Origin of the sequence: Proteiniphilum sp. UBA5463, assembly GCF_002427225.1 — a bacterium.
Lineage (GTDB): Bacteria > Bacteroidota > Bacteroidia > Bacteroidales > Dysgonomonadaceae > Proteiniphilum > Proteiniphilum propionicum.
The window spans coordinates 20,957-46,663 of sequence record NZ_DIQL01000027.1 but is presented as its reverse complement, the minus strand read 5'-3'; the positions used below and the strand labels follow the sequence as shown (position 1 = coordinate 46,663).

The 25,707-nt window shown below is 41.5% G+C and carries 17 protein-coding genes; 12 read left to right on the top strand and 5 right to left on the bottom strand.

Annotated features, from left to right (window positions below; translation table 11 throughout):
* Position 1 precedes the first annotated feature (1 nt).
* The 4 genes from B3B27_RS04815 (at position 2) to B3B27_RS04800 (ending at position 4,053) form a co-directional block, all read left to right on the top strand.
* Positions 2-1,087, top strand: coding sequence for an AMP-binding protein (locus B3B27_RS04815; RefSeq protein ID WP_238869181.1), 1,086 nt, complete (start codon positions 2-4; stop codon positions 1,085-1,087).
* A 116-nt stretch (positions 1,088-1,203) separates the two neighbouring features.
* Complete coding sequence (gene dapB / locus B3B27_RS04810) at positions 1,204-1,923, top strand: 4-hydroxy-tetrahydrodipicolinate reductase (protein ID WP_238869178.1); 720 nt, start codon at positions 1,204-1,206, stop codon at positions 1,921-1,923.
* 22 nt (positions 1,924-1,945) lie between these two features.
* Complete coding sequence (gene lepB / locus B3B27_RS04805; RefSeq protein ID WP_238869177.1) at positions 1,946-3,415, top strand: signal peptidase I; 1,470 nt, start codon at positions 1,946-1,948, stop codon at positions 3,413-3,415.
* Positions 3,412-4,053, top strand: coding sequence for a WbqC family protein (locus B3B27_RS04800; RefSeq protein WP_286833570.1), 642 nt, complete (start codon positions 3,412-3,414; stop codon positions 4,051-4,053). The genes lepB and B3B27_RS04800 overlap by 4 nt, the downstream gene beginning before the upstream one ends.
* A gap of 133 nt (positions 4,054-4,186) precedes the next feature.
* On the opposite strand, the gene B3B27_RS04795 is transcribed toward B3B27_RS04800, so the two are convergent.
* The 4 genes from B3B27_RS04795 to B3B27_RS04780 all read right to left on the bottom strand — a co-directional run bounded on the left by B3B27_RS04795 (position 4,187) and on the right by B3B27_RS04780 (position 11,276).
* Positions 4,187-5,938, bottom strand: coding sequence for a RagB/SusD family nutrient uptake outer membrane protein (locus B3B27_RS04795; protein ID WP_238869175.1), 1,752 nt, complete (start codon positions 5,936-5,938; stop codon positions 4,187-4,189).
* A 13-nt stretch (positions 5,939-5,951) separates the two neighbouring features.
* Positions 5,952-9,476, bottom strand: coding sequence for a TonB-dependent receptor (locus B3B27_RS04790; RefSeq protein ID WP_238869173.1), 3,525 nt, complete (start codon positions 9,474-9,476; stop codon positions 5,952-5,954).
* 151 nt (positions 9,477-9,627) lie between these two features.
* Positions 9,628-10,608 (bottom strand): FecR family protein, encoded by a 981-nt coding sequence (locus B3B27_RS04785; protein WP_238869172.1) that lies wholly within the window; start codon positions 10,606-10,608, stop codon positions 9,628-9,630.
* Positions 10,609-10,676: 68 nt separating this feature from the next.
* Positions 10,677-11,276 carry an RNA polymerase sigma-70 factor gene (locus B3B27_RS04780; RefSeq protein WP_238869170.1) on the bottom strand — a complete coding sequence of 200 codons (600 nt, stop codon included), beginning with the start codon at positions 11,274-11,276 and terminating at the stop codon, positions 10,677-10,679.
* Positions 11,277-11,942: 666 nt separating this feature from the next.
* Between B3B27_RS04780 and gltX the strand changes: the two genes are divergently transcribed.
* From gltX to B3B27_RS04765, 3 genes are all read left to right on the top strand, one after another.
* Positions 11,943-13,472 carry a glutamate--tRNA ligase gene (gene gltX / locus B3B27_RS04775; protein ID WP_238869168.1) on the top strand — a complete coding sequence of 510 codons (1,530 nt, stop codon included), beginning with the start codon at positions 11,943-11,945 and terminating at the stop codon, positions 13,470-13,472.
* A complete protein-coding gene (locus tag B3B27_RS04770; RefSeq protein WP_238869166.1) occupies positions 13,465-14,685 on the top strand; it encodes a 3-deoxy-D-manno-octulosonic acid transferase in 1,221 nt (406 codons plus the stop codon). Before gltX ends, B3B27_RS04770 begins: the two co-directional genes overlap by 8 nt.
* Before the next feature lie 96 nt (positions 14,686-14,781).
* Positions 14,782-16,854 carry an HD family phosphohydrolase gene (locus B3B27_RS04765; protein WP_238869165.1) on the top strand — a complete coding sequence of 691 codons (2,073 nt, stop codon included), beginning with the start codon at positions 14,782-14,784 and terminating at the stop codon, positions 16,852-16,854.
* Positions 16,855-16,929: 75 nt separating this feature from the next.
* On the opposite strand, the gene guaA is transcribed toward B3B27_RS04765, so the two are convergent.
* The gene (guaA, locus tag B3B27_RS04760) at positions 16,930-18,450 is read right to left on the bottom strand and encodes a glutamine-hydrolyzing GMP synthase (protein ID WP_238869164.1); all 1,521 of its coding nucleotides are present in this window, start codon (positions 18,448-18,450) and stop codon (positions 16,930-16,932) included.
* 106 nt (positions 18,451-18,556) lie between these two features.
* Here guaA and B3B27_RS04755 point away from each other — a divergent pair, with 106 nt between their 5' ends.
* The 5 genes from B3B27_RS04755 to B3B27_RS04735 all read left to right on the top strand — a co-directional run bounded on the left by B3B27_RS04755 (position 18,557) and on the right by B3B27_RS04735 (position 25,676).
* Positions 18,557-19,981 (top strand): tetratricopeptide repeat protein, encoded by a 1,425-nt coding sequence (locus B3B27_RS04755; RefSeq protein ID WP_286845038.1) that lies wholly within the window; start codon positions 18,557-18,559, stop codon positions 19,979-19,981.
* A gap of 14 nt (positions 19,982-19,995) precedes the next feature.
* On the top strand, positions 19,996-20,469 hold the full coding sequence (locus B3B27_RS04750) for a hypothetical protein (protein ID WP_238869160.1): 474 nt from the start codon (positions 19,996-19,998) through the stop codon (positions 20,467-20,469).
* 274 nt (positions 20,470-20,743) lie between these two features.
* On the top strand, positions 20,744-21,730 hold the full coding sequence (gene floA, locus B3B27_RS04745; protein WP_238869157.1) for a flotillin-like protein FloA: 987 nt from the start codon (positions 20,744-20,746) through the stop codon (positions 21,728-21,730).
* Between the two features lie 32 nt (positions 21,731-21,762).
* The gene (locus B3B27_RS04740) at positions 21,763-22,629 is read left to right on the top strand and encodes a nucleoside phosphorylase (protein ID WP_238869156.1); all 867 of its coding nucleotides are present in this window, start codon (positions 21,763-21,765) and stop codon (positions 22,627-22,629) included.
* Between the two features lie 242 nt (positions 22,630-22,871).
* Complete coding sequence (locus B3B27_RS04735; RefSeq protein ID WP_238869154.1) at positions 22,872-25,676, top strand: M16 family metallopeptidase; 2,805 nt, start codon at positions 22,872-22,874, stop codon at positions 25,674-25,676.
* Positions 25,677-25,707 lie beyond the last annotated feature (31 nt).

The following is a 25,707-nucleotide window of genomic DNA, read 5'->3' as shown; positions in this document are numbered from 1 at the left end:
TATGGACAAAATTATTATCGGCGGAATAGCTTATACTAAAGAAGATTTTAAAGAAGGCCGGAAAACCGGTTTCACCGGTGAATCTACTTTTCATCACCAACTGTATATGTTTTTGAAGGATTGGTTCTCCGGGACTCCAACAATGCGGCTGAACACTTCCGGATCTACAGGTGTGCCTAAAGAGATTATCGTGCGCAAAGAACAGATGCTGCAAAGCGCAAAGATCACATGCGACTTCTTCGAACTGAAAAGAAATGACAAGGTGCTGCTTTGCCTTCCGTTAGATTATATTGCAGGAAAGATGATGGTAGTACGTGCCCTATATGCAGGGCTGGACCTCTATCTTGTGAAGCCATCAGGCCATCCGCTTCTCGGTACAGATATCACGTTCGACTTTGCTGCAATGGTGCCGTTACAGGTATATAACTCCCTTAAGCGGGATAAAGAGAGAGAACGGTTATCTAAAATAAAACATCTGATAATAGGAGGAGGGGCAATTAATGAGAAAATTGAAAAAGCGCTGAAAGATTTTCCGAATGCTATCTACTCGACCTACGGAATGACCGAAACTCTTTCCCATATAGCTCTGCGCAGAATAAACGGGACCGAAGCCAGCTCTTATTATACCCCCTTCCCAACAGTTTCACTTACATTATCAGATGACAATACGCTAATAGTAGATGCCCCATTGGTTACCGATGGCCCATTAAAAACAAACGATGTGGCTGAACTTCGTCAAGATGGAAGCTTCCGCATTACAGGAAGGAAAGACAATATAATCAATACGGGAGGCATCAAAGTACAGATAGAGGAAATTGAGCAGGTATTAAGCTCTCATATAACAGGCAACTTTGCGATCACATCGATACCGGACCCAAGGCTGGGTGAAGCAATTGTATTGCTTGTGGAACAGCCCGTCTCTCCTGTTTCTGTCAGGAAAGCAATAGAGCAGCTTCTTCCGCGCTATTTGCAGCCTTTACACATCTACGCCGTAACTGCCATTCCGCAAACGGGAAATGGAAAGATCAGCCGCACAGCAACAAGACAGCTGGCAATTCATTCCGGAGTCATGGGGGACCGGCCGTAACCAATGTCAATACGCTAATTACATGCAACTTAGAGAAGATAAAATAAATCTATCGTTGCCAAGGGTAAGATATATACATTAATTTTGTATTTTTGCTCATCTAAAAAGAAGATTATATGAAGATAGCACTTATCGGTTACGGAAAGATGGGGCATGAAATAGAGAAAATTGCCCGGGACAGAGGTCATGATATTGTCTGCATAATAGACATTAATGAAGAGCATAAGTTCAGCACTCCGGAGTTTAAAAGTGCCGATGTTGCAATCGAATTCTCTTCACCCGAAAGCGCCCTGCAAAACTACAAACAGGCTTTTGCAGCCAACGTACCGGTAGTATCGGGAACCACCGGTTGGCTTGAACACCTAAGCGAGATAAAAGAGGAGTGTGACAAAAACGGAAAAACATTTTTTTATGCATCCAACTTCAGCCTGGGGGTTAATCTATTCTTTGCTCTCAACAACTATCTGGCTAAGCTGATGAACCGATATCCCGATTACGATGTGCGCATTGAGGAGACTCATCACATACACAAGCTTGATGCGCCAAGTGGAACAGCTATCACCCTTGCCGACGGCATCATGGCGTATATCGGCAGAAAAGAGAGATGGGTACTGGATGAACCCGTTTCTCACGAAGAGTTGCAGATAAAGGCATTTCGTGAAGGAGAGATACCGGGCATCCACACAGTTATTTATGAATCTGACGCCGACTCCATACGCATCACTCATGATGCCAAAAGCCGCAAGGGATTTGCCCTTGGTGCTGTACTTGCTGCAGAGTTCACAAAAGATAAAAAAGGATTCCTTGGTATGAAAAATTTGCTGGGAACTTTTTAAACATAATTATCAATTTACAAATATGACATTAAAAGAGAGATTTTCTAATGCTACACGCCGGCAATGGTTCTGGCTTGTCGTATGGGTTGTGATAACAATACTATTCTCGATATGGGCACATACCCCGGCGATATTGCTTTTTATTTTTCTTGTATTTGATATATATATCACCAAATTCATACCTTGGTCTTTCTGGAAGAAATCTAAGAATAAAACATTCCGCAAAACCATGGAATGGGTCGATGCTATTCTGTTTGCACTGATTGCAGTATATTTCATCAACACATTTTTCTTTCAAAACTATCAGATACCCACATCATCACTTGAAAAATCGTTGCTGGTTGGCGACTTCCTGGCAGTGAGCAAGCTCAGTTACGGAGCGCGGGCGCCCATAACGCCTTTGTCGTTCCCGCTGGCACAGCACACCATGCCGATAGTAGGCGGCAAATCGTACATCGAAAAGCCTCAGTGGAAATACAACCGGCTAAAGGGTTTCGGAAAGGTTAAAAGAAACGATATCGTAGTATTCAACTTTCCTACCGGCGACACTGTCGCTCTTAACCAGCAGGGAGTTGATTTCTACACGCTCGCCAAACACAATTCCAACGGCAGTGCCGGAGTACGGTCAGACAGGCGCACCTACGGAGAGATAGTCTATCGCCCTGTGGACAGGCGTGAGAATTACGTGAAGCGCTGTATAGGTCTCCCCGGAGAAACCATAGAACTGAGAAACGACTCCGTTTTTATTGATAGTTCATTCCTACCCAACCCACGACTCGCTCAACACAACTATATAATACACACAGACGGAACAGTTATTGCTGACGATGTTTTCAGTGACCTGGGTATTAACAAGGCCGATTATTTCACACAGGACAACTACGGACAGGTAGTTACCCGCACACAAGATCTGGATGGTGCAGACAGCCTGAGCATGGCATGGTTTGGTTTGTATCCACGCAATGGTAATAACGGAAGAGTCTATTTCAGCATCCCTATGACCGGTGAAATGGTTGATAAGATGAAGGCAAAACCATTCGTCTGGGATGTTATCAAAGAGAGTGAACAACCGGGATTGAACTACTACTATCCTCTCAATTACGATACCGGGTGGACCCGCGACACATTCGGGCCGCTATGGATTCCCAAAAAAGGAGCTACCATCAGCTTCGATACCAACGTACAATTAAAAGTTGCAGTCTATGAAAGATGTATTAAAAACTATGAAGGCAATGATTTTGCCTTTCGCAACGGAAAAGTTTATATCAACGGTAACGAGGCAGATTCGTACACATTCAGGTTCGACTACTACTTTATGATGGGTGACAACCGCCATAACTCCGCCGATTCACGCGTGTGGGGATTTGTACCCGAAGACCATATAGTGGGACAACCCTTCCTTATATGGCTGTCGCTGGAAAAAGACAAGGGGTGGTTTGAAGGTAAGATAAGATGGAAGAGGCTGTTTCGAAGTGCGAAAATACCGGCATGACAGATAGGCATCACGCGGGAATAATTCTTCTGCCATCTCTTTATCTTGCACCTGTACAGTATTATGCCGCACTGTTTCAGAGCAGTGGTGCTTTAATAGAGATTCAGGACAATTATCAAAAACAGTCGTACCGAAACCGATGCACCATAGCCGGAGCCAATGGGGCACTATCACTTAGTATACCAATTGAAAAGCCGGAAACGGCAAAATGCAAAATGAAAGATATCCGCATTGCCGAGCATGGCAATTGGCGGCATCTGCACTGGAATGCCATTATTTCGGCTTATAACTCAACACCTTTTTTTCAATATTACGAAGATGATTTCCGCCCTTTTTACGAGGGGGGGAAACATAGATTCCTGCACGATTTCAACGAGCAGTTGCGAGAGCTTGTCTGCCGCCTCACCGGCATTGATACAACAGTGAACTATACCACAGAATATGCAAAGGCCCAATCACAGGACATCTTCGATTTCCGCGAGGCAATACATCCCAAAAAACCTTCGGACTTCATAGCTCCCCGTTATTACCAGGTATTTGCTAAAAAAAATGGTTTTATCCCCAATCTCAGCATCATAGATCTTCTCTTTAACATGGGCAATGAGTCCCGGTTATATTTAAGAGAAAGCATATGGTAGCAGAAGGCCATATGGTCCGGAGCTGAACAGTAAAACAAACACAACATAAACAACATCGAGTTGGTCCAAAAATCGAGAGGGTGAAATGCATAATGCGTTTCACCCTCCTTCATTTAGTTACATCCGGAACCAATTATTCCCAACCGGGATTATTTGGAGCTAATGCCGGGTTCAAAGCAATTTCATTGATAGGAATTGCAAACAGATAGTTTTTAGGAGCAACAAACATAGGGGCAGTGGTTACACGAGCACTGTAAATGTCTATCGGTTTTGTAACATCCGTAACATCAAAGCCTTTTTTCAATTCCTCTACTTCTTCTGCCGTGTATAGAGTCGGATCAATAATCATTCCGTGACGCTTATTGGCTAAGAGATGTCCGGCTGCCCAGCGCATCAAATCGTAACGACGAACGCCTTCTCCAAACAATTCAACGCCTCTTTCACGACGGATTTCACGAATCAAATTTGCATTACTGCCTTTAATCATCGGGTATTGCTCCACCAAACGGGGGTCGGCATCGGGCGATGATGTCAGTTTCACATTAAAGCCAACGCGTGCTCGCAAAGCGTTTACGGTTTTATCCAACTCTGGATCTTTACCCAGCTCTGCTCCGGCTTCAGCTCTTATCAACAAAATCTCGGCAAAACGGAAGACAGGAGCATCTACTGTTCCTTTATGGTGCTCGGAAACGTCTTCAGCTTCGTTGTAATATTTTATTATAGAATATCCTGTAGAACAAGCGCCACTATTACCCTTTGTAGCAACAATCTTTTGAATTGCCGGTCGATTCCCTTTCAATAAATACGTAAATTCTCCCGGCTCTGGAGTAGCTACCGTTTGCAATAATCGAGGGTCACGGTTATTCAACTCTTTAATCATTCCCTCACCTACAGAGTGTAAGGGTGAAGAAGCATAGGGTTTCCCGTCAATTGACAAATAGTTTTCCATGCATTCGCGGCTCATACCAATAGGGGTTTCTCCACGCGACATTTGCCTTGAAACATTGTTTCCTTTTCCAATTGCCGGATCGTATTCTTTTGACAAAATAACTTCTTTATTATTGTTGTAGTTAGATTGAATAAACAATTCGTAATAGGATTTTGAAGGTTTACTACCCTCAAATAATTTATAACCGTACTCAGGCTTCATTAATTCACCGGCGGCAGCATAAGCTGCTTCCAAAAATTTAACATCGCCTTCAATACCGTGATAACGACGATAAGAGCCTTCGAATAAACAAATGCGAGCTTTTAAAGCAATAGCAGCATCTTTACTTACACGGCTCACTTTGGTTTTCCCAGGCAGGTAACTTATTGCCAAATCAATATCACGTAAAACATTATCCATAACAAGCGTACGTGAATCACGGGCTTTGTATAACTCTTCGCTACCCGGTAAAAGTACAGTTTCATACCATGGCACGTCTCCATACGTTCTCACCTTATTGAAATACTCCCACGACTTGAAGAAAAGCACTTCACCCAGATACTTTTTCTTGATGGCATCTGTTTCAGGTGACTTATCATAATTTTGGATAAAATCGTTACAGGCGCGTACCACTTCCCAATCCCACGGTGTATTATTTTTGTCGGTAGGTGCAACGTGATGGCCGAAAGCCACATCATTTTTCTCCCAAGTGAGCATTTGATCGGCATCGGCGTCTAAATTGAGCATTCCGCCCATAGTATAGTCTTGCGGATTACCGTGTCCGGTAATCATTTTCTCATAAAACCAGTTACAATATTGCTCCAACGAACTGGCATTAGCGGTACTGAAAAACTTTCCCTTTTCAATTTTATCGGGTGGAAGTTCATCAAAGTCACAACTTATGAATCCCATCACCAACGTTGCCATAACGTATAATATGTATTTGTTTTTTTTCATTGTTATCTATAGTTTAAAATGTTACATTAAATCCAAAAGAGAATGTGCGGCTAAACGGATATCCCTTACCTTGATCTTCAAATTGCGGACTTCCGTCATTTTTGTCAAATCCTGATACATCTGGCTCAAGGTATTTAAACATTTTGGTGGCTTCCCACAAATTTTGTCCGCTGGCAAACACTCTAACTTGTGATATATTCAGTTTTTCGGGTATACTTGTTGGCAACGTATAGCTTAATGTCACATCGCGCAGACGAATATATGCTCCGTTTTGCAAGTATTTTGTTTGTACTTGGCGGCTTCTCCCGCTAAATGTAGGAACAGGGAAATATGCATCGGTATTTGTCTTGGACCAGGCATTATCCACGTGGTAATCGGTAATGGCGGCCCACCAGATTCCGCTATATCCCCAAAACTGACTTTCGCCAAACCATACGTCGCGCTTACCAACACCTTCAAACATAGCACGCAGGTCAAGCCCTTTCCAGCCAACGTTGGCATTGATACTATAACGATAACGAGGTGTACTGTTACCTATAATTTTACGATCTCCCGGCTCATCTACCGTATTTTTCCCGGGATTAATTTTTGGATCATTATCCAAATTCTTGTAACGGATATCTCCAGGTAACCAAGTTCGGCTGAAATGGCTTTGCGTATCTACCATTTTTGTAGCTTCTGCTTCATCGGCGATAAATCCATCAGTTACATATCCCCATATCTCTCCCAGTCTCTTCCCTTCGTAATGGTCAGCGAGCGAACGTGTAGGATTGTTGTATTTGGTAATCTCGGAGAATGCATCGGAGATACCCATACCAACACTATAAGTAAGTGTACTGCCCCCTACATCTGATATTTTATCATTCCATGTCAACATAAGCTCCCATCCGTTAGTACGCATATCGGCCAAGTTCTCTTTACCACCACTCGTCCCTAAAACTGCCGGATAGGCTTTGCTTACTACCATGTCTCTTGTACGACGCACGTAATAATCAAATGAACCCGACAAACGATTATTCAGTGTCGCAAAGTCCAGTCCCGCGTTTATGGTATTTACTCTTTCCCACGTGATATTGGTGCTTGCCAATGTGGATGGATTGATCCCTTTCAAAATAGCATTGTTTATCACATAGTTATAAGTTCCGGGGCTTAATGTTCCAAGATATTGGAAGTTATTGTCAACGACCTGATTTCCCAAATCACCATAGGATGCTCTCAATTTCAGGTATTCCAATGTAGCTCTTAACGGTTCATAGAAACCTTCTTCCGACACTCTCCAACCTGCCGAAACCGATGGGAAGAAACCCCATTGTTTACCTACGGGATATTTGGAGGAACCGTCGTAACGACCATTTGCTTCAAGCAGGTATTTACCCATGTAATCATAATTTAAACGATAGAAAATACCTTTTACAGCCCAAGAATCTCCCGGCTCTTTAATGTTAATAAACTTATCGGCAAGTCCTCCGTTGGTCAGTTCGTTTACAAATAAATCCTGTGATTCAATTTCTAACTTATTGTAATCTTTTCGCTCATCGTTATATCCGGTCATTAACTTAAAATTATGACTTTTAGCAAGGTTAAAGTCATATTCTGCCCACAAGTTCATAGCACGATAAACATCACCGCTTCTGTACTGCCAGACTCCATTGGGTGTATTTACGGCTACCGGTGGAGTATTTACATCGGGTTGTACCTGATAGATTGTTTTTTTATGCTCGCGATATGTACTGAACCAATAGTTTTGCGTATAATCACCCTTAATTGACAATCCTTTTATAGGCGTAATATTAAAACCTCCGGTGTACCAAAAATCTTTATCAGCAGTTGTGGTACGCCCGGCAAGAGCCATACGCCCGGCAATATTGTAGTTAAAATTATCGCCTTGCAAAGCAGCAAAATCAGTTCCGTTAGGTAAGTAAATAGGAATATGCGGAAACATGCGATAAACTTCATAATACGGGGAACCCATACCGAAGTTATTGGTAGGCACATTTTTATCAGAGTTATTCAGTTTGGTATTGAAGTTCAATTGTAGCCAATCATTCACTTGCGTGGTAAAATTGAAAGCTATATTAAAGCGTTTATATTTATCCTGTCCAAAACGGAATAAGCCGTCCTGTCCTTTATAGCCAACCGAACCATAATAGGTACTCTTCTCCGAGCCACCGGAAAGACTGGCGTTATGCTGCTGCATAAATGCAGCATCATTGTAAAACTCTTTATACCAATCGGTATTACCGGCATAACCCCATTGTCCTCTGCTAGTGAACTTTCCAGTCGTATCCAAGAATGCAGAAGGGTTGTTAACCGGGTCAGCAATGAACTTTTTAGTCGCTTCAATTTGCTCAGCAGAGAAATAGGCTCCCCCACCGTTATTAATGTTTGCCTGGTTAATGGATTCCAACCATTTGTCTGAAGCCATGCCTTTAGGCAAGCGGCTGGGTGATGACCAAGCAAAACTGTTGTTATAATTGATCTGCAATTTTTGATTAAGTTTACCGCGTTTGGTTGTAACCAAAATCACACCGAATGAGCCGCGCGGACCGTAAACGGCTGCAGATGCGGCATCTTTCAATACCGAAACGCTTTCGATGTCTTGTGGATTAATTAGGTTAAGGTCTGTTTCAACCCCATCCACAAGCACCAGGGCCGATCCGCCATTAAGCGATGTAGCTCCACGGATATTGAACTTTGTTTCAGAAGTAGGGTCGCCAGTCTTAAAGCTTATGTTCAAATTAGGAATAGCGCCCTGCAAACCTTTGGCTGCATTTACAAGGGGACGGTCGTTAAGTATCTCACTATCTACCATCTGTACCGCACCCGTCAGATTCACTTTCTTCTGTGTGCCGTATCCCACGACCACTATCTCATTTAATATTTTGGTATTTTCATGCAACACAATACTGAATGTGTTTCTACCGGCGGTAATAATATCTTGTGATTCATATCCCACATAGGAAATCTCAAGTATGGCGTCAGGAGCAACATTTAATACGAAAGTTCCATCAATGTCAGTGACAGTACCGTTGGAAGCATTTCCTTTCTCAACAATGGTTGCGCCGATAACAGGTTCACCCTTGTCATCATTAATAACTCCCGAGATTACTCTTGTAACCAGTTGTTGCTTATTATCTTCAGGCGATGAAATGTTATTATTCCCCTTTTTGTTATTTTTCAGGAGAACACGGTTGTTAATCACTTTAAAACTTACGTCAGATCTACCGAAAATATGTGACAGAACATTTTCTATTCGTTCATTCTTCACATTGACCGACACATCGGACAGTTTTTCTGAAAGGATGTCAGCATCGTAAGAAAATTCATACCCCGTTTGTTGATGTAGCTCCTCAACTACATTTCCCACAGTCGGGTTGTTTAATGTGATCTTTACATTCACTGATTGCGAAGCCAATGCAGACGCAAACACTTGCGAACTCAGTAAAAAAAGCAGTAAGAACGATTTTATCGTCCTTAACAATTTAGATTGGACAACAGCCGTTTGTACCATCATCCCAAGGGTTACATGTTCATTCATACATTTTAGTTTTTCTAATTAAAAAAAGTTTAGTAAACTTATCTGTTTTATTATATAAAGAAAGTGAATTTACTTTCTGCATAGTTTGTTTTTTAATAAGACTAATCAGTTAACCTGAATCTATGCCTAAGCAGCATTCTCTCAAATTGACTTAATTCATGATACGTTTTTCAGTAATAAAAACTTCATTCCCTTCTATACTATAATCGATTGGAGCAAGAAAGCTAAGTATGTCAAGTACTTCCTTCAACGATTCTTCCCGGTTAATAACATACCGGTAACGCCGATCGGCCAGTTTCTTGGATTCCAGATTGATGTTTACATCATAAATAAGGCTCAACTTGTTAACAATTTCACGCAATGTGGCATTCTCAAACTTAATTTGATCAAGGTGCCATGAGGTGAGTGTATTAACATCAACCGTCGAAACGCTGTACCTGTTGTTTTCGGCATTGTACACCACCTTTTCTCCGGGTGACATTTCAAAAACATCTTTTTTGCGATTATCTTGCAACACCACTTTTCCCGATGCAAGAATGGTTTCCACACAACGTCCTTCATCGTCCACAAAAAGGTCGAAAGACGTTCCGGTAACTTTCACATTTATATGGGGAGATGTTACCATAAAAGGCGATTCGGGATTCTTTTTAACATCGAAATAGGCTTTACCTTTTAATGAAACCTGACGATGTTCAGATGAAAACGACTCGGGTATCCGAAGTTCTGAAAACTGAGCCAACCAAACAGTTGAACCATCCTCCAGATCTAATTTCTTTACAGACTCGTTCCCTGCGACAACAATAGTAGTATACTTCCCTGCAGTAAATCGTGTCCAGGCAAATAGAGAGAGAGAGATAATAATTACAGCAACTGCGGCATATTTCAGTATATTCCGGAAACGATAAAGCGATGTGCGGCTGCGGATTTTCTTCTGAACACGAAAAAGAGCCAACGAATTCTCAGCTACTGTGTTGTATTTCGTATATTCTTTAAGTATCTTTAATTTGCTTACCTCAGCGAAAAGTTGACTGTTTTCAGCTGAAGCGATACGCCATTCTTCAAGTTTTTGTCGTTCGTTAACCGACAGTTGTTGAGAAAAATATTTGACCAATAAGGAAAAACCTGAATCCATCGAAATAATCTTATATACAAGCTAAACGAACAACCGGTAAAAACTACGGAGTATAATTACACTTTTCTTCAAAATATTTCACATATAAGCATCAAAAGAAGAAAATCGTATGGGGATAAATGTTTTCGAAGGTATTTAATTGTCAGGTAAATATGACTTTCAACAGTACGTTGGGGCATTTGTAATTTCTCTGCTACTTCATTCATCTTCAATCCATCGCGATATACCAGTTCAAACGCACGTCTGCGCGCTTCAGGAAGCTGGCTGAGCAGGGCGTTCAATTGTTCCTCAAAGTCTTTACTGAAAAGTTCTTTTAAAGGCTGGCAATCGTTCTCAATATAAGAGTGATACTCAATGGCCGATTTCAAAAGCGCCTCCTGAACATATTTTTCCAATCGACTGTTTTTCTTAATGTAATCTATACACCTAGAATATGCCGATTGAAACAGATAACTGTAAAATCCTTCTCCCATATGGAGTTCATTCCGTTTTTCCCAAACATATACGAATACCTCCTGAGCAATATCTTCTCCCACAGTTTTATCATCAAGAATGGTAGTGGCATATGCCGCAATTTTCGGATAAAAACAGCAGAACAACTCTTCAAACAGAGATTGAGAAATTGTCTGAGATGCAGTAAAAGAAATATGGTTGCAACGTGTTACCAAATAATGAAAAATGAAGCGATCTTAAATTTTTCCAAAAGTAGAAAAAATTCTTCATTAACGAAAAAAATTAACTTAAGCCGGTAATATTTTTTTTAATGCTCATAACTGTACATCCACTTAATTTTAAAAGTTCAAGTTTCGCATGTCAAGTATTCAACTAAATATTAGTCTGACAATGCTTTGTGGCTCATTTATCGATTTACATGCTATCTGATAAATAACTCGCCTCGCTCGAACAGCATATCAGATGATGCCTGTTTCATCGAATGGTTTTCCTCTAAACATTTTATAGGTTCCATATTTAGCTAAATAAGTTTTGAGTCTTCTCCGAAAACCTCAAAACCCAATTTTATTGGTTTTCAACTTATTGAAAATCAATGATTATCTTTTGAAATTTTCAAGAAAAAAGACTTATCGGAGGAGACTCAGTTTTAATTTATACATGCGAAACTTGAATTAAATTAAACATAAAACAGATCATAAACATAACAGGGGACCAAAAGGAAACAGGGCTTCGGTTTACCAAAAAATGAGTTATACATACAATTTAAGTAATATTGCACTTGCGGGTTGACTCTGGAAGATGAATTCCCGCTCTGTTTATCGTGTTCATTTTAACGATTTTTGCTATCTTTGCACCGTTTAAAAAAAAAGTACCGTAAAATTATGTGTCATAAGAGAAGAGTCCGTTTCGCACCCAGTCCCACAGGCCCCCTACATATTGGGGGAGTACGGACAGCATTGTATAACTACCTATATGCCAAACAGCAGGGGGGTGATTTCATCCTTCGTATTGAAGATACCGATTCTGCGCGGTTTGTTCCTGGAGCGGAAGAGTATATACAGGAGACATTCGACTGGCTTGGCCTCCAATTTGATGAAAGCCCCCGGAAGGGTGGAAGTTACGGTCCCTATAAACAGTCGCAACGCAGGGAAATATACAAAGAGCATGTTAAATTATTACTTGAGAAAGGAGCAGCCTATATTGCCTTTGATACACCTGAAGAGCTGGATGCCAAAAGATCGGAAATTCCCAATTTTCAATACGATGCATCGACAAGGAACAACATGCGCAACTCTCTCACCTTGACTGAGAAAGAGACTGATTTACTTATAAAATCGGGGATGCAATATGTTGTCCGGATTAAAATTGAGCCTGATAACGAAATCATTGTGGACGATATGATTCGCGGCAAGGTGGCTATCAACTCTTCAGTCGTGGATGATAAGGTAATATACAAATCATCGGACGAACTGCCAACATATCATCTTGCGAACGTGGTTGACGATCACCTGATGGAGATCACGCACGTAATCCGCGGAGAAGAGTGGTTGCCCTCTGCACCGCTGCACGTATGGCTATACAAGAGCTTTGGCTGGGAAGAGGCCATGCCCCGGTTCGCACATCTCCCCCTCCTGTTAAAACCTGAAGGAAGCGGCAAGCTGAGTAAACGCGATGGAGACCGTCTCGGTTTTCCAGTTTTCCCGTTAGAGTGGAGGGATCCTGTATCGGGAGAGGTCTCTTCGGGTTACCGTGAAAGCGGTTATCTACCTGAAGCGGTAATTAATTTCCTTGCTTTTTTGGGATGGAACCCCGGAACAGAGAAGGAAATATTCTCTCTGGAAGAACTTGTACAGGCGTTTTCATTTGAGCGGTGCAGTAAAAGCGGAGCAAAATTCGATGTTGAAAAAGCCAAGTGGTACAACCATCAGTATATACTCCACACCTCCAACAATGAGTTAGCCGGTATGTTTGCCCCCATCCTACTGGAAAAAGGGGTAAATGCACCTGCCGAAAAAGTGGTCAAAGTAGTGGCACTTGTAAAAGACCGCGTACATTTTGTGAAAGAGCTTTGGGATCAATCCTCATACTTCTTTGTCGCCCCAGCCGCATACGATGAAAAGACCATTCGCAAACGTTGGAAAAAAGAGACTCCCGGCCAGATGAAACAACTAATTGGACTGATTGAAAATATGACAGACTTTTCAGCAGAAAATCAGGAAAAGGCAGTAATGGATTGGATTAAGAATAACTGCTTTCATACCGGGAACATAATGAACGCGTTCCGCTTGGCAATTGTTGGCGTAGGGAAAGGCCCTCACATGTTCAACATAACCGAAGTTATCGGAAAAGAGGAGACTCTTTCCAGGCTGCAACAAGCTATTGATACCATACCAGTTCAGGAGAATGTATAATATAGGAATTTTTTTTATGGCGTTTTTTATACGCCTGGCTGCACTTTTTAAAAAAAAAGCGCGTCTGATGGTCAGCGGGCAGAAAGCTACATTCAGCAAACTGAAAGAGAAGATAGACCGGGAGTCCCGTTACATATGGCTACATGCAGCCTCATTGGGTGAGTTTGAACAAGCCCGCCCCCTTATTGAGGCGATAACAAAAGAGCATCCTGAGTATAAAATTCTGCTTACCTTTTTTTCTCCGTCGGGATATGAAGTTAGAAAAGATTATCCTTTGGCCGATATAGTGTGTTATCTGCCGTTCGACACAAAAAAGAACGTACGCCGATTTCTGGATCTGGCGAATCCTTTCATCGCCATTTTCATCAAATATGAGTTTTGGTATAACTATATTCACGAAAGCTTTCTTCGGAAGATCCCTGTCTATCTGGCCTCTGCAGTATTCAGGCCTGGTCAGCCCTTTTTTAAGAACAGACTGACACGTTACGGGAAAATGCTTCGCTTTTACTCACACTTTTTTGTTCAGGACGAACTATCGGCTAAACTCCTGAAAGGTAAAGGCATTGAAAATGTCACACTTGCCGGTGATACACGTATCGACAGAGTAATAGAGGTGCGGAATAATGCAAAGGAACTGCCGGTAGTTGAAAAATTTGCTGATAAAAAGTCAATCGTCATCGTAGCAGGCAGTTCCTGGGCCCCGGACGAAGATCTACTGATCGATTACTTTAACACTCACAGTGGATTGAAACTGATTATAGCACCTCATGAGATTGACGAGCCACGTCTAAGGGAGATAGAAAAGAAGCTGAAACGCGCACACTTGCGTTATTCAAATGCTACCGAGGAAAATATTACACAGTGTGAATGTCTTATAATCGATTGCTTCGGATTACTCTCTTCCATTTATCGATACGGCCAGATAGCCTATATAGGAGGCGGATTTGGAGAGGGAATTCACAATTTGCCCGAAGCGGCGGTGTATGGCATACCTGTCATCTTCGGGCCAAGATACTCAAAGTTCATTGAAGCTCATGGCCTTATAACTAACGGAGGTGGATTTTCCATCAGCAACAAGACAGAATTCAACAAAAAGATGGATGAGATGGCTCTTGATTCATCATCGAGGATAAATGCCGGTGTGAAAGCAAAAGAATATATATTCGGAAACGCTGGGGCGACACGTGAAATAATGAAGCTGATTTCACTCTGAAAAACTTGTAGTACCACAGAGAAAGGTCCATAATATACAAACAATTCAGTAGTTCAGTTGTTGTATAATAACCTCACAACGTTAACACAAAGAGGCATGAACAGTTCATCATCAAAAAAAAAGAAAATAAGAGTCAGAACAAGAATTTTTGTTCCTTTGGTATTTATTGTCGCTGTACTCTTCATAACCTATATTTTTCCCCGTCAGGGTAGTTTCAAATATTCGTTCAATGAAGGGAGACCCTGGCAGTATGGCCTGTTGACGGCTCCATTTGATTTCCCCATCTACAAGCCTGCAGAGCAGTTAAAGACAGAGCAGGACAGTATTTTGCAATTTTACGAACCCTACTTCATTATAAATTATGATGTACAGAAAAATGCCATTGCCGACTTTGATGCTGATGTAAACCTGAATGCCAAACTTGCCACTCTCTCTCCCGGATATAAACTGTATATCCGCGACAAGCTTAACGAGATATACAACAACGGCATAATGCGCTCAATCGACTACGACCTCATACATGAGTCAAAGACAAAGACTCTGCGAATAAAAGAAGAGAATGTTGCACAAGCCAGGTCGATAGAATCACTTTATACAATACGTACCGCATATGAAAAGATATTGAGCGATGCCCCTGCAAATATAGATGCAAACATTCTGAAAACGGCTGATATAAATGAGTATATCAGAGAGAATATAATTTACGATGCGGCAACATCAGAGAAAGCGCAAAATGAATTTATTCAGCAGGTTGATATCAGCCGCGGCATGGTGCAGCAGGGACAAAGAATTATTGACCAGGGAGAGATTGTTGACTCACGCACATATAACATACTCTCTTCACTGAAACGTGTGACTGAAGAACGCAGCGGGGGGGCCACGAAAAATGGCTGGATAATACTGGGACAGTTTATTCTTATTCTTTTTATGTTCGGTTCATTTTATATGTACCTTTTATTCTTCCGCCCTCATGAATATCGCAATAGGAAACATGTGAGTTTCATGGTGTTGCTAATAACGCTCTTTGTGGCGCTAACATGTATCACTGTCCGGTTTGAACTATTCAGCGTATATATAATTCCATATGCCATAGTTACCATTCTCATACGTACCTTTATCGATTCACGTACCGCTTTGTTCGCCAGTATCACCACCGTAATCATGAGCTCACTGATGGTGCCTTTTCCTTTCGAGTTCACTGCAATCCAAATTTCAGTTGCCATGGTCTCTATTTTTATGCTGAAAGAGCTTACTGAGCGTTCTCAGCTTATAAGAAGTTCATTTTTTATCCTTCTTACCTATGTTACGGTGTATCTTGGGCTGATATTATATCAGGAAGGAAATGTAAAGGAGGCCGACTGGGTTATGCTGGTATATTTCTCAATAAACTTTATTTTCATAATGTTCTCCTATTCACTGATCTATCTTGTTGAGCAATCTTTCGGATTCATATCAGGTGTGACGCTGGTAGAACTTTCAAATATAAATAAACCTCTGTTGAAAGAACTCTCCGAAAAAGCGCCAGGTACATTCCAGCACTCATTACAGGTGTCAAATCTGGGAATGGCGGCCGCCGCAAAACTGGGAGCGAATGCCTCTCTTATAAGGACTGGAGCTTTGTATCACGATATAGGGAAAATAAAGAATCCTGCTTTTTTCACGGAAAATCAAGCACCTGGAATGAACCCTCATGCAGGGCTCCCTTTTGAGGAGAGTGCACGCATCATAATCAATCATGTAAAAGATGGGGTGAAGATTGCACAGAAATACAACGTGCCGCAACAGATTATCGATTTTATTGAAACACATCACGGAACAAGCATGCCGAAATATTTTTATATCTCATGGAAAAATGCCAACCCCGGGAAAGAGGCCAATGAAGCCGATTTTCTATATCCCGGGCCGAATCCTTTTTCCAAAGAGACAGCAATTATGATGATGGCCGATGCGGTGGAGGCATCGTCGCGAAGCCTCCCGGAATATACAGAACAATCTATTCGCAACCTGGTTGACAAAATAATTGATTCACAGATGAATGAAGGATATTTCAGAATAGCTCCCATCACATTCAGAGATATTCAGACAGTGAAGGATGTTTTTGTTGATAAACTGAAAACGGTATATCACACCCGTATAGCTTATCCAGAACTGAAACAGCCCACACGTTAACTACCCTCTCTCTATTATTGCTATTGTTGCTATCTTTGCAAGTTCAACTGCCAGGAAGCTTTGAGTACATGCTATCTACTCCCACTCAATTGTTGCTGGAGGTTTTGATGAGATATCGTAAACTACCCGGTTGACTCCCTTCACCTTGTTGATGATCTCATTTGATACCTTTGCCAGGAAATCGTAAGGCAAGCGCGACCAGTCAGCAGTCATTGCATCGGTAGAAGTAACCGCACGCAAAGCGATGGTGTTTTCATATGTACGTTCATCACCCATCACTCCCACCGATTGTACCGGCAAGAGAATAGCACCGGCCTGCCATACTTTGTTGTAAAGTCCTGCAGTACGAAGATTTGAAATAAATATTTCGTCAGCATCCTGTACAATCCGCACCTTTTCGGGCGTTATAGCTCCCAGTATGCGAATACCCAACCCCGGTCCCGGAAAAGGATGGCGGTTAATAAGGGAAGGATCTATTCCTAATTCCAGCCCTATCTTACGTACTTCATCCTTGAACAGCAACCTCAGAGGCTCACACAGTTTAAGATGCATCTTTTCAGGAAGCCCGCCTACGTTATGGTGGCTTTTAATTGTGACACCTGTAATGGAAAGCGACTCAATAATATCGGGATAGATGGTTCCCTGGGCAAGCCATTTTATATCTTTTAGTTTATGTGCTTCTTCTTCGAAAACATCTATAAATCCTTTACCAATTATCTTACGTTTCCTTTCAGGGTCAGTAACACCGGCCAGCTCTTTGTAGAAGCGATTTTTCGCATCCACACCAATCACATTAAGTCCTAAATGCTCATAGTTTGCCAGAACAGTTTTAAATTCGTTTTTGCGTAACAACCCATGGTCTACGAAAATGCAGGTAAGGTTTTTTCCGATAGCTCTGTTTAACAATACCCCGGTAACCGAAGAGTCCACACCTCCTGAAAGAGCCAGAATTACCTTGTCGTCACCCAGCTCCTCTTTCAGCTCCCTGACAGTAGCTTCGATAAACGATGCCGGAGTCCACTCTTTATTTACTTTACAAATGGAAAGGAAATTATCCAATATTTGTGTCCCTTCGTCTGTATGAAATACTTCGGGGTGGAACTGAACCCCCCAAGTAAGTTCTCCATCGATCTTATATGCAGCCGGCTTAACATCTCCTGTAGATGCAATAACTTTGAAATTATCAGGGATACGAGCTATTGTGTCACCGTGAGACATCCACACCTGACTATTTTGTGATATGTTGCCTAAAAGCAAATCATCAACTGCGCTCACGTTCAAGTGTGCGCGGCCATACTCGCGGGCATTAATCCTGCCTACCTCGCCGCCTGACGACACCACCATAAGCTGAGCTCCATAGCATATACCCAACACCGGATATTTACCGCGTATTTCATTTAAATCGGTTTTGAACGCATTCGCATCATTAACCGAAAAAGGACTACCGGAAAGGATTACCCCTTTAACTGAGGTATCTCCGAATGGGAATTTATTGTATGGTACTATCTCGCAATAAGTTTTTAATTCTCTCACACGCCTTCCAATAAGCTGTGTGGTTTGTGAACCGAAATCGAGTATTATAATTTTTTCTTGCATAAGAGGAATTTTTTTCAGGCCTCAAAGATAGTGAAAAAAGAGAAAATCATAAATATTTGAATCGATTGAATATTTTTTTCACTATCTTTGAAAATCAGTAAAAATGATGATGAAGAAACAACATATCTTTCTTACTCTTCTGTTTAGCACATTAGCTTTCGCTTTACAGGCTCAAACACTTGATGAAGCGAAAAAAATGTATCTGGAGGGAAGGTTTGCCCATGCACTTCCTGTTTTCAGGGCAGAATACTTCAATAATCCCAATAACGCTTCAGTAAATCAATGGCTGGGAGTTTGCCTGTATGAAACAGGCAAATTAATTGAAGCCGAAAAGTATCTCACTTTTGCATCACAAAAGAAAATCACCGAAGCATACATATACCTTGGCGAACTCTATTCCAAAACGTACCGTTTTGAAGATGCGGAAAAGGAGTTCGAAAAATATCAACGGGCAAACCGCAGGAACAATGACGCTCTGGAAAAACTGGCTCAAAAACGCATTTATGCCGAAAAACTGAAAAAAGCTGTCAAAAGAACAGAAGACATACAGATTATTGACAGCCTGGTGCTTCCAAAAGCAGATCTCCTATCTGCCTATAACCTGAGCGCATCTTCAGGCTCACTGGTACCGCTGAACGATTTTTTTCCCAATTTGTCAAAAACAGATAAAACACTGTATATGAATGAGCGGAAAGACAAAGTCTATTATTCGCAGGGCGATCAGGTAAAAGGACTCGATCTGTTTACAATGGACAAACTACTCGACACATTCGGGAATGAGAAAAAACTGCCGGAAAATATTAATATGGAAGGAGACCAGGCCTATCCTTTTGTGATGAACGACGGGATGACCATCTATTTTGCATCAACAGGACATCAGTCGTTCGGCGGCTATGACCTGTATATTACCCGTTATAACCTGACTGCCGATTCATATCTCAACCCAAATCAACTGAATATGCCGTTCAACTCACCTTTCAACGACTACATGATGGTGATTGACGAAGAGAAGGAGATCGGGTGGTTTGCGTCAGACCGTTTCCAACCGGCCGACTCAGTTTGTGTATACACGTTCATTCCGAATCAACAGATTATTCTGCTCGAAAGTGAAGACGAAAAACAACTTGCAAACCGTGCAAAGATATCCTCTATTGCCGAAACTTGGAAAAAAGGGGCCGAGTACGCTTCACTACGTGTGAAAGCACGGCAGGAAACAGTTCCTAATCAACCAAAGAGAGGTGATTTTGAGTTCGTGATCAACGACAGAACTACCTATCATTCGCTTTCCGATTTTAAAAACAGCAAAGCCAGATCTGTGTACTCACAGGCAATGGGCCTGGAGAAACAACTTAACGATTTGAATAAGGAGCTTTCCGAAAAACGGGATCAGTATGCAGAAGGAGGTTTATCAAATAACAATTTGAATAGCACAATACTGCACCTGGAAAAAGAGACTGAATCACTCTTCAGAGAGGTAAACAGACTAAAAATTGAGGCAAGGAACGAAGAAATACTAAATAATTTTAAATAAAAGTAATCCCTTATATGACTCTCGACCTCATCATTGTAATTGCCGTGATAGCACTGGGTGTACTTTTCATGCTTATTGAGATATTCTTACTCCCGGGAATCAGCATAGCAGGTATAGCAGGAGCTATCTTCCTGATAGGCGGAATTGTTTATGCTTACATTTTCCTGGGGACCAGTGCGGGAAATATAACCATAGCAGCAGCTTCGCTGGCGCTGGGGGGTACGTTTTTCTGGCTTATAAAATCTAAATCGTTGCGAAAGATCTCACTTGAGGCAAATATCGAGGGGAAAGTTGATACCGGAAATCTTCAGAAAATTAATGCTGGTGATACAGGAATATCTCTCTCCCGCCTTAATCCAATTGGAAAGGTAATGGTTAACGATGTAGAAGTAGAAGGAAAATCTTTCAATGGCGAATTAATTGATGAAGAGACAGAGATTGAGGTTGTAAAAGTGAATACATACAATGTCATTGTAAAAAGGAGATAATACAGCTATATAAAAATACAGCATAACGGATGATTTAGCTGAAATCGAGACAGATACGAAAGTATATTAATTATGTCACAAGCTGAATGTCTGATAATTTCAGATCTGAATAATAAAAATAATTTGTAAATGTTTATTTAAACACCTGACAATCAGCAAAAAGGCCATACAGTTATAGCTAAGTTTATTTTGTTGAAAATTAATGGATTATGTGGCTTATAGAAACTTTGTTATAAAATAATTCAATAAATAATAACACCAAAAACAAAAAATTATGGATTTTTCGTTTCCCTTAATTGTTGCAATTGCCGTAATAATCATTTTTTTATTGATTTTTTTCCATTACGTCCCTTTTTTCCTGTGGATTAATGCATTGTCGGCAGGGGTACACATTTCACTCGTTCAGTTGTTTTTAATGCGTTTGCGACGGGTCCCGCCACATACAATCGTATACGCAATGATTGAAGCGCACAAGGCGGGATTAAAAAATGTAACAAGAGATAATCTTGAAGCACACTACCTTGCCGGTGGACACGTTGAAAAAGTGGTTCATGCCCTGGTATCTGCTTCAAAAGCAAACATCGATCTTACTTTTCAGATGGGAACCGCTATCGACCTGGCAGGCCGTGACGTTCTTCAGGCAGTACAGATGTCTGTAAATCCAAAAGTGATTGATACTCCGCCGGTTACAGCCGTTGCCATCGATGGTATCCAGTTGATAGCAAAAGCCCGAGTAACAGTACGTGCAAACATTAAAAGGTTAGTAGGTGGTGCCGGGGAGGAGACCATTCTCGCCCGTGTAGGTGAAGGCATTGTGTCCTCCATAGGATCCGCAGTCTCGCACAAGTCGGTGCTCGAAAACCCCGATTCCATATCAAAACTGGTACTTAAAAAAGGGCTGGATGCAGGAACAGCGTTCGAAATTCTCTCAATTGATATCGCAGACATTGATATAGGTAAAAATATTGGAGCTGTTCTTCAGATGGATCAGGCGCAGGCAGACAAAAATATTGCCCAGGCACGTGCCGAAGAGCGACGCGCTATGGCAATAGCCCTTGAACAGGAGATGAAAGCTAAAGCTCAGGAAGCCCGTGCCAAGGTGATAGAAGCCGAAGCCGAAGTACCAATAGCCATGGCTGAAGCATTCAGAAACGGTAATCTGGGTATTATGGATTATTACCGTATGGAAAATATTAAAGCCGACACCGATATGAGAGATTCAATAGCGAAGCCCCAAGGCGGAGGAAACAATAAAAAGTAACAGAATAGATATAACCAACACCAATAAATATTATGAGAATAATACCTGAATCGGAATTAATAATAAACTCCGATGGAAGTGCTTTTCATCTTCATATAAAACCCGAACAGCTTTCAGATAAGATTGTGATGATGGGCGATCCTGATCGTGTGACAATGACAGCATCATTTTTCGACACTATTGAATGTGATGTGCAGAGCCGTGAATTTCATACTGTCACAGGAATGTACAAGGGAAAACGAATTACTGCACTATCTCACGGTATCGGTACCGATAATATCGACATTGTGCTTACAGAGTTGGATGCACTGGCAAATATCGACTTTAATACTCGAAAGGTTAAAGATGAGTTCAAGCAACTCACCATGATACGGGTTGGCACATCGGGAGGCATGCAGCCTCATTGCCCTGTGGGATCATATGTTGTATCTGAAAAATCTATCGGGTTCGATGGGCTTATCCATTATTATGCCAACTCGGCAAAAATTCGTGAAGAAGAATTCGAAGAAGCTTTTCAGAGACATGTCAACTGGTCGCCCTATCACTGTTCCCCTTATGTGGTGAGTGCTGACGAAGAGTTGGTCGATCGCATAGGTTATGATATGATAAGGGGTGTTACCATTTCGGCTATAGGATTCTACGGGCCTCAGGGAAGGCATGTACGCCTCCCTCTTGCCTATCCTGAGTTGAATGCCAGGATAGAATCGTTCAGTTTCAACGGATACTCTATAACCAACTATGAGATGGAGAGTTCCGCTATCGCAGGATTAAGTAAATTGATGGGACATAAGGCAATGACTGTTTGTGCCATTATAGCAAATCGCGTAGCTCTGAATTCTAACGCCGATTACAAAGGATCGACGGAAGACCTGGTTAAAATAGTTTTGGACAGAATATAGTTTACCTTTAAGCTATTTCGGAAACAGGTATCTTTCATCAGATCATAAGTAATTCTTTCAACTTTCGCTGGTGTCAACTAAATGAGTATATAGCTAAATATATAGCATTTTTTAAGGGCACTCACCACAGTCTAATAACATTTTGCCATTATAGTGATGTTTTTAGCTGTAATATAACAGAAGCGAAAGTTCAGTTGTTAAATATTAATTTTAAAAAATCTACTCTTCTAAAAAAAACTGTTATGAAGAAAATTTTTACTCTATTTTTTCTTGCGGTTGGACTTGTTGCTTTCTCGCAACAAAACCAGCCGCTCCCTGTTGACCCCAAAGTGAGGACAGGGAAACTTGAAAACGGGCTGACGTATTACATACGTCATAATAAGCTTCCCGAAAACAGGGCCGACTTTTATATAGCACAAAAGGTGGGGTCAATGCAGGAAGAAGACAATCAGGCGGGGCTGGCTCACTTTCTGGAGCATATGGCTTTTAACGGAACAAAAAACTTCCCCGGGAAAAATATGCTCAACTATCTGCAGGACAACGGAATAAAATTCGGCACAAATATTAATGCCTACACCTCTTTCGATGAAACAGTCTATTTCATGACTAACATCCCCACTACCAATCAGAACTTAATTGATTCGGCACTGCTGGTGCTGCATGACTGGTCTAATGCTATTGCACTGGAAGATGCTGAGCTGGAAAACGAACGGGGTGTTATCCGCGAAGAGTGGCGTACCCGCGGAGGAGCACAGCAGCGCCTGTGGGATCAGCTGCTTCCCGTGATGTACCCCGACAGCAAATATGCCAAACGGATGCCTATAGGCAGCATTGATGTTATAAATAATTTTAAACCTGAAGAGATAAGGGCATATTACCACAAATGGTATCGCCCGGACCTGCAAGGTATTATTGTAGTGGGTGATGTAAATGTGGATGAGATGGAACAAAAGATAAAAGAGTTGTTTTCTCCCATAACACTTGATGCAGATAGAGCTGAACGTGAATATTTCCCCGTACCTGACAATAAAGAACCTATTGTGGCTATCGCTACCGACAAAGAAGCAAGAAATACCCGGGTTATGTTATATTACAAACACGAACCGATGCCCGATGAGTTAAAGAGAACACAAGCAGGGTATTTAACACAATATGTATTGAATGCAGCATCATCGATGATTAATCAGCGCTTTTCCGAGATCATTCAGAAACCGGACGCTCCTTTCACTACTGCATATGCTTATGATAGCGATTACTTTGTAGCAAAAACCAAAGACGCATGGACAGTAATTGCCGGAAGCGCGGAAGATAAGATTGAGGATGCACTGGCAGCAATAATCCGCGAAACCGAAAGAGTAAAAAAACATGGGTTTACTGCATCGGAATATGAGATTGTCCGCACAAATATCCTTAAAAGTTACGAGAATGCCTACAATAACCGCGATAAACAGAATAACTCTGCATATTCACAGGAATATGTGCGTGCATTCACTGACGGGGAACCTATTCCCGGTATTGAATATGAGTATCAGTTCATGCAGGCAGTAGCTCCAAATATCCCGGTTGAAGCTGTTAATCAGACCATTCAGCAACTTATAGGGGACGAAAATATTGTGATCTCAGTTACTGGTCCTCAAAAAGACGAGTTAATATACCCTACTGGCGATGAGCTACTTGCAGTCTTAAATTCTGTAAAAGCCGAAACCATTGAACCCTATGCCGAACAGGTAATCAATGAACCGTTGGTGTCAACGCCTCCGGTGCCTGGAAAAATTGTCAAAATTGAAAAAGATGAGACAATGGATGCCACCGTATGGACATTGCAGAACGGGATAAAAGTGATTCTTAAAAACACGGACTTTAAAGATGATCAGATCCTTATGACAGGCACCAGTGAGGGGGGATATTCGCGATATGCGCTTCAGGACCCTATTAACAGCAGGATGATGAGTAATGTTATGACCCTTGGAGGTGTAGGTAATTTCAGTGCTACCGATCTGCCCAAGGTGCTAGCCGGCAAAACTGCATCGGCCCGTCCAAATGTCAGCCTAATTAAACGCGATTTCAACGGTTCTTCCTCAATCAAAGATTTTGAGACCATGCTTCAGTTGGTCTATCTCTATTTCACTGCGCCACGCAAAGATGAAGATGCATTCCAGTCGTATATTCAGCGCATGGAGACTCAGCTCAAAAATCAGGAAGCCGAGCCTATGGTCGCTTTCAGCGACTCAGTAACCGCTGCAATATACGGAAACAATCAGCTTACAAAAAGGTTAAAACCTGAAGATTTAAAAGAGATCAGCTACGACCGTGTTATGGAGATGTACAAAGAACAGTTTGCCAATCCGGGTAGTTTTGTATTTACCTTCGTTGGTAACATAGATGAAGAGAAGGTTCGTCCGGTGGTTGAATTATATCTGGCATCGCTGCCCGGTAAAGCGGCAAAAGATGAATTTAGCAAAGTGCCAATGGACTTCGTGAAGGGTGAATTAACAAACATTTTCCGCAGAGAGATGCAGAACCCTAAAGCTTCAGTCTTTAACGCTATTTCAGGAGTAACTGAACGAAATATGAAAAATCAGATTCTGATGAGTATGTTCGACCAGGTGCTGGATATCGTATATACCGAGAAAGTACGAGAAGAGGAGGGTGGTACATACGGTGTATATGCAGGAGGCTCAATCTCCCGTTATCCCGAAGGACAAACCATGCTGCAGATTATGTTCGACACCGACCCTGAAAAGATGGAGTACCTGAATCAAATTATCCTGGATATACTGGATGATATAGCTTTAAACGGTCCACGTAAAACCGATTTCACAAAAGTAAAAGAGTACATGAATAAAAGCTATAAGGAAAACCTAAAAGAGAACAGTTATTGGACAAATATTCTCGATACAAAATATTTTTATGGTGAAGACAATCACACAAACTATATTGAGACTGTAAATGCTGTTACAAGTAAGGATATTCAGGAATTTGCAGCAAAATTGCTGAACCAGGGCAACAGAAAAACAGTTGTAATGATGCCTAAAGTGGCAGAATAAAATGACAACTGGTATTTACCAGTTTAATAAG

Bases quoted from the DNA above. Each gene is read 5' to 3' on its own strand.
- dapB (WP_238869178.1), top strand. From the start codon at position 1,204: ATGAAGATAGCACTTATCGGTTACGGAAAGATGGGGCATGAAATAGAG.
- B3B27_RS04755 (WP_286845038.1), top strand. From the start codon at position 18,557: ATGATGAAGAAACAACATATCTTTCTTACTCTTCTGTTTAGCACATTA.
- guaA (WP_238869164.1), bottom strand. From the start codon at position 18,450: ATGCAAGAAAAAATTATAATACTCGATTTCGGTTCACAAACCACACAG.
- B3B27_RS04740 (WP_238869156.1), top strand. From the start codon at position 21,763: ATGAGAATAATACCTGAATCGGAATTAATAATAAACTCCGATGGAAGT.
- B3B27_RS04815 (WP_238869181.1), top strand. From the start codon at position 2: ATGGACAAAATTATTATCGGCGGAATAGCTTATACTAAAGAAGATTTT.
- B3B27_RS04765 (WP_238869165.1), top strand. From the start codon at position 14,782: ATGAACAGTTCATCATCAAAAAAAAAGAAAATAAGAGTCAGAACAAGA.
- B3B27_RS04735 (WP_238869154.1), top strand. From the start codon at position 22,872: ATGAAGAAAATTTTTACTCTATTTTTTCTTGCGGTTGGACTTGTTGCT.
- B3B27_RS04785 (WP_238869172.1), bottom strand. From the start codon at position 10,608: ATGGATTCAGGTTTTTCCTTATTGGTCAAATATTTTTCTCAACAACTG.
- gltX (WP_238869168.1), top strand. From the start codon at position 11,943: ATGTGTCATAAGAGAAGAGTCCGTTTCGCACCCAGTCCCACAGGCCCC.
- B3B27_RS04800 (WP_286833570.1), top strand. From the start codon at position 3,412: ATGACAGATAGGCATCACGCGGGAATAATTCTTCTGCCATCTCTTTAT.
- lepB (WP_238869177.1), top strand. From the start codon at position 1,946: ATGACATTAAAAGAGAGATTTTCTAATGCTACACGCCGGCAATGGTTC.
- B3B27_RS04770 (WP_238869166.1), top strand. From the start codon at position 13,465: ATGTATAATATAGGAATTTTTTTTATGGCGTTTTTTATACGCCTGGCT.
- B3B27_RS04790 (WP_238869173.1), bottom strand. From the start codon at position 9,476: ATGAATGAACATGTAACCCTTGGGATGATGGTACAAACGGCTGTTGTC.
- floA (WP_238869157.1), top strand. From the start codon at position 20,744: ATGGATTTTTCGTTTCCCTTAATTGTTGCAATTGCCGTAATAATCATT.
- B3B27_RS04795 (WP_238869175.1), bottom strand. From the start codon at position 5,938: ATGAAAAAAAACAAATACATATTATACGTTATGGCAACGTTGGTGATG.
- B3B27_RS04750 (WP_238869160.1), top strand. From the start codon at position 19,996: ATGACTCTCGACCTCATCATTGTAATTGCCGTGATAGCACTGGGTGTA.